The sequence below is a fragment of the Microbispora bryophytorum genome (assembly GCF_006874465.1).
Taxonomy (GTDB): Bacteria; Actinomycetota; Actinomycetes; order Streptosporangiales; family Streptosporangiaceae; genus Microbispora; species Microbispora bryophytorum.
In genome coordinates, this window is the sequence record NZ_VIRL01000004.1 from 372870 (window position 1) to 387015 (window position 14146).

Sequence of the window (14146 nt, forward strand, 5' to 3'; positions counted from 1 at the left end):
GGGGAGCAGCGGCGGACAGGAGCGGCGGCGGGGTGTGTTCGGCCCCGGCCGGGGTCGCCGAGCGCGGCGGCGGGGGGATGTCCGGCCCGGGCGGGGCCGCGTTGTCGCCGAGCGCGGCGGCGGGACGGCGTCGCGGCGGGCGGCTCGGCCGCCCGCCGCACGCGTGTCACGGTCAGGAGGCCGGCGCCGGCACCCGCGCGTGGGTGGTGAGCCGCCGGGCCCGGCCGAGCACGACGGTGTCGCCGGTCAGCAGGATGTCGGACCGCAGGGGGCGGTCGGCGGCGGACGGTCCCGCGGTGAGCGCGATGACGCCCGGCTCGACGATCCTGCGCAGGCCGGGATCGGTGTAGGAGAAGGCGTCGGCGGGGATCTCGAAGATCACTTCGCGGGTCTGCCCGGGCGCGAGCGGCACCCGGGCGAAGCCGACGAGCTGCGCGACGGGGCGGGCCACCTGCGCCACCGGGTCGGAGGCGTAGAGCTGCACGACCTCCGCCGCCGGCCTGGCGCCGGTGTTGGTGACGGTCACCCGCGCCTCGACCGTGCCGTCCGTGGGGCACCGCTCCGCCGAGGTCGTCATCGCGTCGTAGGTCACCGTCGTGTACGACAGCCCGTGGCCGAAGGGGAAGGCCGGGGTCGGGTCGGACACGGAGATGCCGTCGGTGCGCAGTCCCAGAGGCGGCTGCAGATAGGTGGAGGGGTTGACGAAGGGGGAGCCGGGGATCTGGACGGGCAGGCGGCCCGAGGGCTCGACCCGGCCGCTGAGCACCCCCGCGATCGCCGTGCCACCCTCCACGCCCGGCAGGAACGCCTGGAGCGTGGCGGCGGCACGGCCGGCGTAGGCGCCGATCGCGTACGGGCGGCCGGACACGACGACCAGGACGACCGGCGTGCCGGTGGCCAGGACCGCCTCGACCAGCTCGGGCTGGACTCCGGGCAGGGCGAGGTGGTCGGCGTCGCAGCCCTCGCCGGAGGTGCCGTTGCCGAACAGCCCGGCCCGGTCGCCGACGCACAGCAGCACGAGGTCGGACTGCGCGGCCAGGGCGGCCGCCTCGGCGATGCCAGAGGTGTCGTCGCCCGACACCTCGGCGCCCTGTGCGTAGCGCAGGTCGGCATCGGGGAACTCGGCCCGCAGGAGGTCCAGGACGGGCGCGATGGGCAGGCCCATGCCGTGGTCGGGGAAGCGGTCGAGCACGTGGTTGGGGAAGGCGTAGCAGCCGAGCAGGGTCTGCGGGTCGTCGGCGCACGGGCCGACGACGGCGATGCGGGCGGTCGTGCCGGAGGCCAGCGGCAGCGTGCCGGTGGGGTTGCTCAGCAGCACGACGGAGTGCTCGGCCACGGTGCGGGCCAGGTCGCGGTTGCGGGGGCTGTCCAGGTCGACGTCGCCGGCGCCCTCGGGCACGAGGGGGCCGTCGCCGAGCAGGCCGAGCTCGATCTTCTGCCGCAGCACCCGGCGCACGGCTTCGTCGACCAGGGCCTCGTCCACGTTGCCGGCCCGCACCTGCTCGGCCAGGCGGGTGCCGTAGCCGACCGTCTCGGGCAGCTCGACGTCGATGCCCGCGCGCATCGCGACCACGCCGGCGTGCGTCTCGTCGGCGGCGACGTTGTGGTTCATGGCCAGGAACGGCACCGCCCAGTAGTCGGCCACGACCGTGCCGTCGAATCCCCACTGGTCGCGCAGCACCCCGCGCAGCAGGCCGGCGTGGGCGCCGACGGGCACGCCGTCGATGTCGGTGTAGGAGTTCATCACCGAGCGGGCGCCGCCCTCGCGGATGGCCGTCTCGAACGGCGGGAGGATGACGTCGGCCATCTCGCGCGGGCCGATGCTGACCGGGGCGTGGTTGCGGCCCGCCCGGGAGGCGGAGTATCCGGCGAAGTGCTTGAGCGTCGCGATGATCCCGGCGTTCTCCAGGCCGCGCACGTAGGCCGCGCCGATCTGACCCACCAGGTAGGGGTCCTCGCCGAGGGTCTCCTCGACCCGGCCCCACCGGTAGTCGCGCACCACGTCGAGCACCGGCGACAGGCCCTGATGGACGCCGACGGCGCGCAGGTCGTCGCCGATGGCCAGCGCCATCCGCTCCACCAGCGCGGGGTCGAAGGTCGCGGCCCAGGCCAGCGGGGTGGGGTAGGCGGTCGCGCCGTAGGTGGCGAACCCGGTCAGGCACTCCTCGTGGGCGATGGCCGGGATCCCGAACCGGTTGGCCGCGATCACCTGATCCTGCATCTTCCGCAGTCCGGCCGCGCCCTCCGCCGGGCTCACCGGCGCCGTGCCGTACACCCGGGTCAGATGGCCGACCCCGTCGCGCATCCGGTCGGCGAGGTTTGTGCCGTCCTTCATGAACAGGTCCTGCAGCGGCGCGACATTGCCGCCCGCCGCCTCCGAGCCGGCGGGCGAGATGTCGACCCACACCGATCCGAGCTGGGCGACCTTCTCCTCCAGCGTCATCTCGCCCAGCAGCGCGTCCACGCGCTCGTCGAGAGGCCGGTCGCCGTCCCGCCAGGGCGCGAGCCCCGGCGCGTCTACGAATGTCATGACATCCCTTGCTTGTCGATCCGTCGCGTGGGCCTCGGCCCCGGAAGACGCCGTACGGGACCCAGGTGACGATCGGCCCGGCCGTATCCGGGCCGCGGCGGCGGCAGACGGCGGCGCGCGAGCAACCGCATCGAGCGCCCCCTGCTCATCCGCACCCCTGTCTCATCCGAACTGTCGTCTGAAACTGTGGTCCGAAAGTTTCCGAATTAGGACCGATAGTTTATGTGGACTCTAGGCCGGGGCGTTGGAGGCCGTCAAGGATCGGACAGTGAGACATCCGAAACATTCGGGTTACTGTCCGAAAGTTCGAGCTAAACTGCGGCCATGACGACGACCAGGGAGCCGACACCGCCGGACCGCATCCCCTCCCGGCCGCTGACCATCGCCCAGCTCGCCGAGCTGGCGGGGGTGTCCCCCGCGACCGTCTCCAAGGTCGTCAACGGCAGGTCCGAGGTCGCCCCCGAGACCCGCGCCCTGGTCGAGGACCTTATACGCGAGCACGGGTATCGCCGGCAGAAGAAGCGCCCCACCGCGGCTCCCCTCATCGAACTGGTCTTCAACGAGCTGGAGGGCGGGTACGCGATGGAGGTCATCAAGGGGGTCGAGCAGGTGGCTCGCGAGCACGGCCTCGCGGTGGTCGTCTCCGAGTTGCAGGACCACCATCCTCCCGCCAAGGGCTGGATCGAGGGGGTGATCGGCCGTCGCCCCCACGGCGTGATCGTGGTCTTCTCCGGCCTCACCCGGGCCCAGTACGGGCAGCTCAGGACCCGGGACATCCCCGTGGTGCTGGTCGATCCCACCGGCGATCCGGGGCACAAGATGCCCTCGGTGGGCGCGGGCAACTGGAGCGGCGGCCTGTCGGCCGCGCGCCACCTGCTGGAGCTGGGACATCGGCGCATCGCCCTCATCACCGGTCCCGCCGACGCCCTGTCCAGCCGCGCGCGGCTCGACGGGTTCCGCGCCGCCATGGACACCGCGGGTGTGCCGACGGATCCGGAGCTCGTCCGGCAGGGCGACTTCAGCGCGGAGGACGGCCTGGAGCACGCCCGCTCCTTGCTCGCCCTGCCCCAGCCCCCGACCGCCGTGTTCGCCTTCAACGACGCGCAGGCGATGGGCGTGTACCAGGCGGCCCACGAGAGGGGGCTGCGCATCCCCGACGAGCTGAGCGTGGTCGGCTTCGACGACCTGCCGATGGCGCAGTGGCTCATCCCCGCGCTGACCACGGTCCGCCAGCCGCTGACCGAGATGGCCGCCGCCGCGACGACGATGGTGGTCGCCATCGCCCGCGGGGACTCCCCGCCGCAGAACCGCCTCGAACTCACCACCGGGCTCGTCGTGCGCGGCAGCACCGCCCCGCTCGTGGCCTGACGTTCTCGTCACCTGATGTTTCGACACACAGACAGAAATTTCGGAGTGGAGCCCTCGCGGGGGGCGGTGAGGTGCGGTGTCGGCGGAGCGGTCCGCGTCCGCCGCCCGGCCGAGGCGGGGCGAGACACGTCGCCGGCGTCGGCCGTTCGTGCGGCGGCGCACCCTTCGGGGCGGAAACATTCGGGATTGTTCCGAAAAAATTAACTATCGTTCATGCCGTCGGGGGGCGTTCGGAGGGTCCGTCCCGGACGCTCTCCCCGGTGCCGCCCGCTCCGGCGGTCGTCGCATTCATGCCGGGCGGTTCCGGTCCGATCTTTTCCGGTCCGATCTTTTCCGGGACTCCGGTCACGGCTACTGTTCGCGATCAGGGTAAAGTACCCCAAATGTTTCATATGCCCAGATCAGCGAGGTAGCGGGTGGCGGGGGTACAGGGAGTTCTGAAGCGTATCGCCCTCGACACCCGGCCCCTGAGCATCCCCGCGTACCGGCGGCTGCTGGTGGGGCAGGGCGTCTCCTTCGTCGGCTTCCAGCTCACCTCGGTGGCTGTGAGCGGGCAGGTCTACAACCTCACGGGGTCGTCCCTGTGGGTGGGCATGCTCGGGCCGGTGAGCCTCGTCCCGCTGGTCGTCTTCGGTCTGTGGGGCGGCGCGGTCGCCGACGCGATGGACCGCCGCCGGCTCCTGCTGGCCGGCTCGGTGGTGGCCTGGCTGTCCACCGTCGCCCTGCTGCTGCACGCCTGGTCGGGGCTCGGCAGCGTCTATCTCATCCTCGCCGTCATCGCTCTGCAGTCGATCGGCTTCGCCGTCACCTCGGCCACGCGCGGGGCGATCATTCCCCGCATCGTGCCCACCGAGCGGGTTCCCGCGGCCAACACCCTCAACTTCCTCGTCAGCAGCATCGGCACGGTGGTCGGGCCGCTGCTGGCGGGGGTGGTGCTCGCCAAGGGCGGGTACGCCACCGCGTACCTCATCGACGCCGTCCTGTTCGGCGCCGGCTTCTACGCGGCGGTGCGGCTGCCGACGCTGGCGCCCGTCGGCGAGATCTCCCGGCCGGGCCTGCGCTCGGTGGTCGACGGGCTCCGATACGTGGTGAGCAAGCCCGTCGTGCTCATGTCGTTCGTGGTGGACATCATCGCGATGGCGTTCGCGATGCCGAGGGCGCTGTTCCCCGAGATGGCGGCCGAGCGCTTCGGCGGCTCCACCGTGGCGTTCGGCTGGCTGTCGGCGAGCATCGCCATCGGGGCGGTCGTCGCCGGCGTCTTCTCCGGCTGGGTCGGCCGCGTACGCCGCCAGGGGGTGGCGCTCACGCTCGTGATCGCCCTGTGGGGCGTGACGGTGACCGCCGCGGCGCTGGCCCAGCCGTTGTGGCTGGTGGTGGCGCTGCTGGCGATCGGCGGCGCGACGGACCTCGCCTCCGCCGTCTGGCGGCAGACGATCCTGCAGACCTACGCGCCCGACGAGATGCGCGGACGCCTGCAGGGGGTGTTCATGGTCGTCGTCGCCGGCGGGCCCCGCCTGGGCGACCTGCGGGCGGGCGCCACCGCGGACGCCTTCGGGCTCGTGTCCTCCTGGGCGGGCGGCGGCCTGATATGCGCCCTGCTGGTCCTGGTGACCGGCTTCGGGGTGTCCGCCTTCCGGCGGTACGACGCTCTGGCGAGCCGCCCGGACGCCCGCTGAACCCGAGTCTCAGGATCGGGCCTCGCCGCGTACGCAGAAGGAGATGGGACTGCGGACGCGGGCGGGGAAGACGAAGCGCTCCAGCGACTCGACGGTGAAGCCGGCCGCCTCGACGGCCGTCACGCTGTCGCGGCCCGTGTGGCAGCCGCCGGTCAGGCCAGGCCACACGCTCGCGTCCAGCAGGTCCTGCGCCCTGGCCCAGCCCGTGGGCCCGGCGCGGACGTGTTCGAGGAAGCGCAGCCGCCCGCCGGGGACCAGCACGCGGCGGATCTCCCGCAGTCCGGCGACGGGATCGGGCAGCGAGCACAGCACGAACGACACCACCGCCGCGTCGAACTCGCCGTCGGAGGCGGGGAGCCGGTCGGCCAGGCCGCCGGCGACCTCGATCCGCGCCCGCGCCTGACGGGCCGCGTCGAGGGCGACCGCCCGCAGCCGCGGTTCGGGCTCGACGGCCAGCACGGCGGTGACGGACGGCGGATAGTGGGCGAAGTTCAGCCCGTTGCCCGCGCCGACCTCGATCACCCGGCCCGACAGCCCCGCCACCAGCGCCTCGCGCTGTCCGGACATCCCCTGCCGGTCGAGCACCTGGCTGAACCACGTGTAGAAGCGGGCGAACAGCGGATGGCTGACCCCGGTCGTCGGCATGGCGTCCCCCTTCCCGTCCCTTGTTCATTCCCGCCCGGCACGGACCCGCATGGCCAACGGCGTCACCGAATCGCGGCGAAACGGTCGTGGTCGCCGCCGGTCTCCGCGCGGCTGCGGGCCCGGCGAGACCCAGCGTCACCGGGAAGGTGAACCGCACCCAGGCGGGCATCCGGCCCGCATGCGGGCGCGATGTTCCGGTAGAACTCCTCTGTGACTCAATTGGTGACAAACTGGGCAGGCAACATCACCTTCGGGGCCGAATCGGTCGAGCGGCCCTCCTCGGTGGACGAGGTGCGCGCCCTGGTGGCGCGGAGCGAGAAGGCCCGCGTGCTGGGCAGCGGCCACTCCTTCAACCGCATCGCCGACTCCGCGGGCGCGCTGATCTCGCTCGACGCGCTGCCACCGGAGATCGAGATCGACGCCGGGTCGTCCACGGTGCGGGTCGCCGCGAGCGTCCGGTACGGCGAGCTGGGCCGCCGTCTGCACGACAAGGGCTATGCGCTGCCCAACCTCGCGTCCCTGCCCCACATCTCGGTCGCGGGCTCCTGCGCGACCGGCACCCACGGCTCGGGCGATGGCAACGGCGGTCTCGCCACATCCGTACGCGCGATCGAGATGGTGACCGCGGACGGCGACCTCGTCACCCTGAGCCGCGACGCGGACGGCGACCGGTTCGCCGGGGCCGTCGTCGCGCTGGGCGCCCTCGGCGCCGTCGTCGCCATGACGCTCGACGTCGTGCCGTCGTTCGACGTCCGCCAGCGCGTGTACGAGGGCCTGCCGGCCGAGGTGCTGGACGACCGGTTCGCCGCCGTCATGTCCGCCGCGTACAGCGTCAGCCTGTTCACCGACTGGCGGACCTCCCGGATCAACCAGGTCTGGGTGAAGGAGCGGGCCGCGGGCGGCGCGGAGGGGGCGACGGCCGCCGGAGGGCGCTACGGCGCCGAGACCGGCGGCGGCTTCTTCGGCGCGACGCCGGCCGACGGCCCGAGGCACCCCGTGCCCGGCATGTCCGCGGTGCACTGCACGGCCCAGATGGGCGTCCCCGGCCCCTGGTTCGAGCGTCTGCCGCACTTCCGGCCCGACTTCACCCCCAGCAGCGGCGAGGAGCTCCAGTCGGAGTACATGGTGCCCCGGCGGCACGCGGCCGCGGCGTTCCACGCCCTCGGCGGGATCCGGGACCGCATCGCCCCGGTCCTGCAGATCTCCGAGATCCGCACGATCGCCGCCGACGACCTGTGGCTGAGCCCGAGCGGGGGCCGCGACACCGTGGCCTTCCACTTCACCTGGATCAAGGACACCGCCGCCGTGACGCCCGTGCTCACCGCGATCGAGGAGTGCCTGGCGCCGTTCGGCGCGCGGCCCCACTGGGGGAAGGTCTTCACGCTTCCCGCGGACGTCCTGCGCTCCCGCTACGAGCGCCTGGACGACTTCGCGGCGCTGGCGCGGCACTACGACCCGCGCGGCGTTTTCGCCAACGAGTTCGTCGAGCGGTACGTCCTCGGCCTCGGCTGATCGCCGGGTTCGTCCCCTTATGACCGGGTAAGTCCCCGGGACTGCGGGGGAGGACGATGCGCATCGAGGGCTACGCCCTCATCGGCGATCGACGTCCGCACGGGGCGTCAGACCGGCAACTTCCCCCAGGCGTACAGCCACATCTCCGTCGTGAACGTGGCCCGGGCGCTCGCGCCCCGGGCGGGAACATCTGACTGAGCGATGGCGTCCATCTGTTTCCTGCGCATCTCGCGACCTCCCCTTCGCCGCCTGCGGCGTTGGATGATGCAAGCGAGGGGTCCGGGTCTTCGGCCCGGCCCGTCTGGGGGAAGAGGTGACGCGACATGGTGCGACCAGGTCTGGCCCGCCGTCCGGACGTGACGGAGCTGCGCCAGACGTACGACCGCGCGGGATCGACCGCTCCCGCACAGGTCATGGACGGAGTGACGTTCCTCGCGGGGGTCTATCTCGCTCTCTCGCCGTGGATCGTAGGCTTCAGCGGTTTCGGCGCTCTGGCGATCAACAACCTGATCGTCGGGCTGACGGTCGCGGCGCTCGCGATGGGCTGCGCGTCCGCCTTCGGCCGCACGTACGGCATGAGCTGGGTGGTGCCGGTGCTCGGCGCCTGGACGATCATCGCGCCGTGGGTGATCCGCGGCCAGCCGGCGACCACGGCGACCATCTGGAACAACGTGGTCACCGGGGCGATCATCTTCCTGTTCGGCCTCGGAGCGCTGGCGTTCGCCGCGAACTACCGGCAGCACGAGCACGGCGGCCCGCGCCGGGGGACCGGCGCACCGGGCGGCGAAGAATGGTAGCCGCCGCCCGCGGGTAGGCGGCGCACGGCGGTGACCGGCGGGGGAGCTCCCTTCGCCCCGCCGGTCCATCGCATGACGCGCGAGACGGGTGCCGCAGCCCCTGGCGGGTGACCTCGCCCCATGCCGGGGGCGATGGTCCCGGTCGCGTCGAGGTGGTTCACCCTGGCCGAGCCCGCGGCGTAGGCAAACGCGGCGTAGGCAAACGCGGCGTAGGCAACGCGGCGCGCGCGAGGGACCGCGTTTTTTGTTGCCGCCTATAGGCGGTCACGTGCGTCGCGGTCGCCGGCCCCGGCGTACGGGGAAAAGGGGACGACACAAGATCGGGCGGCGGGCTAGGGTTCGGGGCACGGGGCGGCTCCTGGACGTGCTTCCTTCTCGATCTTTAATCGCTTTAGTGCGTCCGTTCTCCGCCCCGTCTCACGTTCTCGGCGCGTGCCCGATCGCTCGCACACAGGGAGGATGCCCGTGGACCGGCTGGCGGAGTTGCTGCTGCGGCAGCGGCTGGTCGCCCCCGACCTTCTGGTGCCCGCCGTCCTCGCCCCCGCCGCCGAGCGGAAGGCCGCCGTCGCGGGCCCGGGGAGCTCCGGCAGTCCGTCGCGGTCGTCCCGCCGGGCACGGCCCCTCGCCGCCGTCGCCGACGGGGTGGTCGCGCTGGAGGCCGACCTGCTCCAGCTCGGGCACGTGCTGAGCGCGCCGCTGCGTGCCCGGCTGGCCGAGCTGGACGCCGGGGATCTCGGGCAGGCGGGCCGCGCGCTCGTCTCCGCCCTGTCGGCCCAGCTGGGCGGGCACGTCGTGCACACGCCGCTGTTCCGCCGCTTTCCGGAGTCGGTCCCGGCCGACACGGTGGAGCTGTTCGTCCGCAGGGTGTTCTCCATGCTGCTCCAGCGGCCGGAGCAGCCGTGCGTGCTGTGCGGGGAGGTCGCCGCCGTCCATCCGGTGTCCCCGTGCGCGCACCTCGTCTGCCGCACGTGCTGGGACGGCGCCGACTACAGCGCCTGCCCGATCTGCCATCGCCGGATCGACCCCGGCGATCCCTTCCTGCGCCCGGCCGACGACGTCTACGCTCCGGCCGTCAGGTGGAACGGCCGGGTGCCGGAGACGCTGACCCTGCTCGGGCTGTGCGACGACCCCACCGCCCGGGCCCGCGACCTGCTGGGTCCGCTGCTGTCCCGGCAGGCCGCGCCGCGCGCGGAGGACAGGGCGGTCGTCGCCGAGATCGTCGATCGCTTCTGGCCCGAGTCGGCAGGCTGGCTGCCCGAGAAGATCCCGGCCCGCGAGACCCGCGCCGTCGTCCTGGCCACGGCCGTACGGCACGGCGACCTGGCCCTGCTCACGGCGCACGCCGACACGGCGACCGACGTGCTGCGGCTGCTCCACGCTCTCATGGGCGGCGACCCCGGGTTGCGCGCCCACCCCCCGCGCCGTACGAGCCTGTCCCGGCCGGTGCGCCGCGCGCTCCTCGCCGCGCTGGACCGGCAGGCGCTGCCGTACCTGATCGAGGACCTGCACCGCTACCCGGCGCAGTGGCGGCACATGGCGGAGGTGCTGCACCCGCACGAGTTCCACCGGCGTCACCCGGACGCGGCCCTGGCGTTCGCGGTGTTGCGCGGCACCCCGCTGCGGAAGGGCACGCCGATGGCGGACGTCCTGCTGGAGCGCGTGGCGGCCCACGGGGACCTGCTGTCGTTCGACGGCGTACGGCTGCGCGCCCGCACGTTCGCGGGGCGGTTCGAGGACGCGCTGCGGACCGATCCCCGCGAGGCCCTCGCCCTGCTGGCGCGCCGGCCGGGAGAGCTGCTGCGGCGCACCGCCGATCTCGCCCGCCGCCTGCCCGCCGCCGACCTCGCCGAGGCTCTGCGCGCCGCCGCGCCGCACGTCTCCCCGGCCGTGCTGATCGCCACCCTGGGCCAGTTGCGCACGCCGCCGGGCGGTACCCGCATGTTCCTGCCGCGCGGGGGAGCGGCGCGGATCTGGGCCGAGCCCGACGCCCGCGAGGAGCTCGCTCCCGAGACCGTGGCCGCCCTGTCCGCCGTGCTGACAGGCGAGCTGCTGCGCCGGGCAGCCGCGCTGCCGCCCGTCGGGACCGCGCTGCTGGACGAGGAGCTCACCGACCTGCTCGCGCCGGAGGCAGAGCGGTCCGCCTCGGCCTCGCTGGTACGGCTGCCGCGCGGGAGCGTTCGGCCGCTGCCGGGTGGCGAGCGCATCCGGTTGTTCCTGCACTGGGCGGAGCCCGCGGATCGCGTGGTCGACCTGGACCTGTCGGTGGCGGTGTTCGACGCGCGGTGGACGTTCGCCGGGCTGTGCGACTACACGCACCTGCGGCTCGGCGCGAGCGCCGCCGTCCACTCCGGGGATCTGACCTCCGCGCCCGAGCCGCTGGGCGCGTCGGAGTTCGTGGACCTCGACGTGACCGCGCTGCGCGCGATCGGCGGCAGGTATGTGGTGCCCGTCGTGTTCAGTTACAACGACGTGCCGTTCGACGAACTGGTCCGCGGTTTCGCCGGATTCATGGACGACCCGGACGGCCTGTTCGACCCGCTCGCCGTACGGCAGCGCTTCGACCTGACCGGCCCGGCCAAGATCCTCGTCCCGCTCGTCGCCGACCTCTGGTCGCGCACGATGCGCTGGGTGGACCTCAACGTGTCCGCGTTCGGCGGGTTCCACAACGTGTACGAACACGAGGAGCAACTCGCCCGTCTGGGCGCGGCCGCCGAGGACGCCTACGGTCTCGGCGAGCGCGTCACCCTGTGGGAGGTCGCCTGCTGGCACGCCGCCGCCCGCGCCCGCGAGGTCGTCGTACGGCACCGCGACGGCGCCGTGAGCCGGTACGCGCGTCGCCCCGGTGAGGACGCCGCCGCCTTCGCGTCCCGCCTCGGCGTACGGCGGGCGGCCGACCCGGCGGCGAAGGCAGGCGCGGCGGAAGCGGGTCTCGCCGTGGTGTTGGAGGACGTGGTGCTGGAGGACGACGTGCGGGTGAGCGAGGGGGCACAGGTCTACGCCCTGCACCCCGCCCGTCTCGACCCGGCCGCGATCCGCCCTCTCGACGCCTCTGACCTCGTCGGCATGCTCGCCCCCGCGACGCGCTGACCCCGCCGGACAAAACGGATTGCGCGCTCACTGACCCGCGTGGGAAAGTGGCCGCGTTTCACCCAGACAGCAGCGAAGGAATGAAGCCTATGTTCTCGGCGTCCCACAGCGGCCGCCGTCGGCACTGACCGGTACGCTTCCGCGTCATCGGTTCACTGCCTTCACCGTCTCACGGCGGCGGCCCCACGTGACGGTGCCCTGCGCACCTTCTCCATCCCGTCCGGGATGGCGTCATATGCGAGTTCACCCCTCCGCTCCGCGCGGCGGGCGAACCGCTCCGCCTTTCATTCGTGAGGTCGATATCACCGTGGGCATCGATGTCCAGAGTTTCGCCGTGGCCAACCTTCGCCGCCGTCCCGAAGTCGTCGAGATCGGGGGCTTCGTCGTCGGTATGGAGCCCGGCACCACCAGCCCCTACATCAACTACGCCACACCCCTGCCCGGCGCCCGGCCGGGCGGACGGGACGTCGCGGCGCTGATCGGGGCGTTCCGGGAGCGCGGGCTCAAGCCCCGTCTCGAGTTCGCCCCGGACGCCGCGCCCGCCGTGGAGCCCGCGCTCCGCGAGGCGGGGTTCACCGTCGAGGCGGTGCACGACTACCTCGTCTGCAGCCCGGCCACGCTGACGCCGCCGCCGGTCGTCCTCCCGGTGGAGACGCCGTCCACGGACGAGGACTACGCGGCGATCGACGCCGCCCTGTCCGAGGCGTTCGGCGGACAGGGCGCCTCGTCGCCGGAGGGGGTGGCCCGGCTGCGCCGTACGGAGGAGGGCGGCGGCGCGGTCCGGTTCGTCCGGGCGCCCGGCGGCGGCTGCGCCGGAGCGGCCATGTGCTCGGCTCCGGCCGTGGAGACGTCGGAGCTCGCCGGGGTCGGCACCCGCCCCGATTTCCGCGGGCGGGGCATCGCCGGCGCGGTCACCGCCACGCTCGCCGAGGCGCTGCTCGCCAGGGGAGCACGGTCGGTGTGGCTGGAGTACGGCGGCGAGGGATCGCGCCGGGTCTACGAACGCGTGGGCTTCCGGCCGGGCGGGACCCGCCTGTACATGTCGCTCGACGTCTGACGCGCGCCGTCCGCCGGCCGCCCGCGGCCCCTGCCCGTTCACCTAGGGCAGGCGTCGCGCGGCCGGCGGACGGGGGCAGGATCAGAGGGAGGCGGATCGGCCGGCGGCCGACGCGAGTCCGGGCGGCGCTGCGGCCAGGGCCTTGTTGATGGCGTCCACCAGGGCGAGCGCCGCCTCCTCGGTGAGCTCGATCGCGACCCGGGCCGATGGACCCTCGGCCGGGTTGGTGAGGTCGATGTTCACCGTGTGCTCCTGGCACGCGTGGTAGGGATGGTCGACGTAGACCATGCCGTCGGTGACCGTGAACCAGCCCGACGCCCCCTTGGCGGCGCCGTCCATCCGGATCTTCTCGGTGAGATAGGTGCACATTTTGTTCTCCTCAGGCGGCGAGGTGACGGCCGAAGAACCCGAAGACCTTCTTCCAGCCCTCCACCGCGGCGGCGGGACGGTAGTTCGGCCGGTCGGTGGCGAAGAAGCCGTGGCCGGCGTCGGGGAAGACGTGGAACTCGTGTTCCTTGCCGAGCTTGTCCAGCTCGGCGGCGAGCACGTCCACCTCCTCCGGCGAGGGGAACTTGTCGTCCGCGCCGAAGAGCCCGAGCAGCGGGCAGGACAGGTCGGCGGCCCGGGAGATCAGCGGCTCGGCCGTGAGCGGGAAGTCGGCGGGCGGCGCGGTGACCACGAAGGCCCCGTAGCAGTCGACGGCCGCGTCGATCCGGAGCGAGCAGGCGGCCAGGAACGTCTGCCGTCCACCGGAGCAGTAGCCGATCACGCCGATCTTGCCGTTGGCGTGCTCCAGGCCCTTGAGGTAGGCGGCGGCGCCCGCGACGTCGCCGACGAGCTGCTCGTCCGGGACGCCGCCCTTGGCCCGGGCCGCGGCGGCCTGGTCGTCCGGGCTGACGCCGGCGCCCTCCCGGGAGTACAGGTTGGGGCAGATCGCCGCGTAGCCGTGCGCGGCGAAGCTGCGCACGATCTCCTTGGTGGCCTCGTCGTAGCCGGGCATGTGGTGGATCACCACGACCCCGCCGTGGGGGGAGGAGCCCAGCGGCCGTGCCGCGTACGCTTCGAGCTCGGCGCCTTCGTGCCCGGTCACGGCGACCGTGCCGGCCCACATCGCGTCCGTCATTCCGATTCCCTTTCCCTGCGATCACGGCACTGCCCGAGTGATGGCGGCGCCGGAGGTCCACCTTAGTAGTTAGCTGAACTAACTAAGCCAGGCCCGTGCGGTGATCGGATGAATGCGGGGTCTGCTCGTCGGTGTTGCGGCACAACATCCCGTCTTTACACCAGCCCGGTGGCTGTGGCAGGCTCGGCCGGTTGAGACATCGGGTGTATCTCCAAGGAGGCGTTTCGTGAAGCTGTTGCGGGTGGGTCCGGTGGGTGCGGAGCGGCCGTGCGTGCTCGCGCCTGACGGGCGGGTGTTGGACGTGTCGTCGTTGACGGCCGACATCGATGGTGCGTTCCTTGCGGGGGGCGG

At 73.1% G+C, this 14146-nt stretch carries 10 protein-coding genes; 6 read left to right on the plus strand and 4 right to left on the minus strand.

Features of this window, described 5'->3' with window-relative positions:
* Positions 1–172: 172 nt before the first annotated feature.
* Positions 173–2530: a beta-xylosidase/alpha-l-arabinosidase gene (locus FLX07_RS11910; protein WP_142570566.1), complete on the minus strand. Its 2358-nt coding sequence runs from the start codon at positions 2528–2530 to the stop codon at positions 173–175.
* Positions 2531–2854: 324 nt separating this feature from the next.
* Here FLX07_RS11910 and FLX07_RS11915 point away from each other — a divergent pair, with 324 nt between their 5' ends.
* Together FLX07_RS11915 and FLX07_RS11920 are read left to right on the plus strand one after the other, a co-directional pair.
* Positions 2855–3898, plus strand: coding sequence for a LacI family DNA-binding transcriptional regulator (locus FLX07_RS11915; protein WP_142570568.1), 1044 nt, complete (start codon positions 2855–2857; stop codon positions 3896–3898).
* A 416-nt stretch (positions 3899–4314) separates the two neighbouring features.
* The gene (locus FLX07_RS11920) at positions 4315–5574 is read left to right on the plus strand and encodes an MFS transporter (protein WP_142570570.1); all 1260 of its coding nucleotides are present in this window, start codon (positions 4315–4317) and stop codon (positions 5572–5574) included.
* A gap of 9 nt (positions 5575–5583) precedes the next feature.
* On the opposite strand, the gene FLX07_RS11925 is transcribed toward FLX07_RS11920, so the two are convergent.
* Complete coding sequence (locus FLX07_RS11925; protein ID WP_142570572.1) at positions 5584–6219, minus strand: class I SAM-dependent methyltransferase; 636 nt, start codon at positions 6217–6219, stop codon at positions 5584–5586.
* A 222-nt stretch (positions 6220–6441) separates the two neighbouring features.
* On the opposite strand from FLX07_RS11925, the gene FLX07_RS11930 reads away from it, so the two are divergent.
* The 4 genes from FLX07_RS11930 (at position 6442) to FLX07_RS11945 (ending at position 12672) form a co-directional block, all read left to right on the plus strand.
* Positions 6442–7731: a D-arabinono-1,4-lactone oxidase gene (locus FLX07_RS11930; protein ID WP_229689693.1), complete on the plus strand. Its 1290-nt coding sequence runs from the start codon at positions 6442–6444 to the stop codon at positions 7729–7731.
* A 323-nt stretch (positions 7732–8054) separates the two neighbouring features.
* Entirely contained in the window at positions 8055–8528 is a 474-nt protein-coding gene (locus FLX07_RS11935) for an SPW repeat protein (RefSeq protein WP_142570576.1), read from the plus strand.
* Positions 8529–8993: 465 nt separating this feature from the next.
* On the plus strand, positions 8994–11615 hold the full coding sequence (locus tag FLX07_RS11940; protein WP_142570577.1) for an MXAN_6230/SCO0854 family RING domain-containing protein: 2622 nt from the start codon (positions 8994–8996) through the stop codon (positions 11613–11615).
* A gap of 307 nt (positions 11616–11922) precedes the next feature.
* Complete coding sequence (locus FLX07_RS11945; protein ID WP_142570579.1) at positions 11923–12672, plus strand: GNAT family N-acetyltransferase; 750 nt, start codon at positions 11923–11925, stop codon at positions 12670–12672.
* Between the two features lie 81 nt (positions 12673–12753).
* On the opposite strand, the gene FLX07_RS11950 is transcribed toward FLX07_RS11945, so the two are convergent.
* Both FLX07_RS11950 and FLX07_RS11955 read right to left on the minus strand, forming a co-directional pair.
* Complete coding sequence (locus tag FLX07_RS11950; protein ID WP_142570581.1) at positions 12754–13041, minus strand: DUF6295 family protein; 288 nt, start codon at positions 13039–13041, stop codon at positions 12754–12756.
* Positions 13042–13051: 10 nt separating this feature from the next.
* Positions 13052–13795 carry a dienelactone hydrolase family protein gene (locus FLX07_RS11955; protein ID WP_142570583.1) on the minus strand — a complete coding sequence of 248 codons (744 nt, stop codon included), beginning with the start codon at positions 13793–13795 and terminating at the stop codon, positions 13052–13054.
* Between the last annotated feature and the right edge of the window lie 351 nt (positions 13796–14146).

Coding starts and splice junctions, on each gene's coding strand:
- FLX07_RS11910 (WP_142570566.1), bottom strand. CDS start 2,530: ATGACATTCGTAGACGCGCCGGGGCTCGCGCCCTGGCGGGACGGCGAC.
- FLX07_RS11915 (WP_142570568.1), top strand. CDS start 2,855: ATGACGACGACCAGGGAGCCGACACCGCCGGACCGCATCCCCTCCCGG.
- FLX07_RS11925 (WP_142570572.1), bottom strand. CDS start 6,219: ATGCCGACGACCGGGGTCAGCCATCCGCTGTTCGCCCGCTTCTACACG.
- FLX07_RS11935 (WP_142570576.1), top strand. CDS start 8,055: ATGGTGCGACCAGGTCTGGCCCGCCGTCCGGACGTGACGGAGCTGCGC.
- FLX07_RS11950 (WP_142570581.1), bottom strand. CDS start 13,041: ATGTGCACCTATCTCACCGAGAAGATCCGGATGGACGGCGCCGCCAAG.
- FLX07_RS11955 (WP_142570583.1), bottom strand. CDS start 13,795: ATGACGGACGCGATGTGGGCCGGCACGGTCGCCGTGACCGGGCACGAA.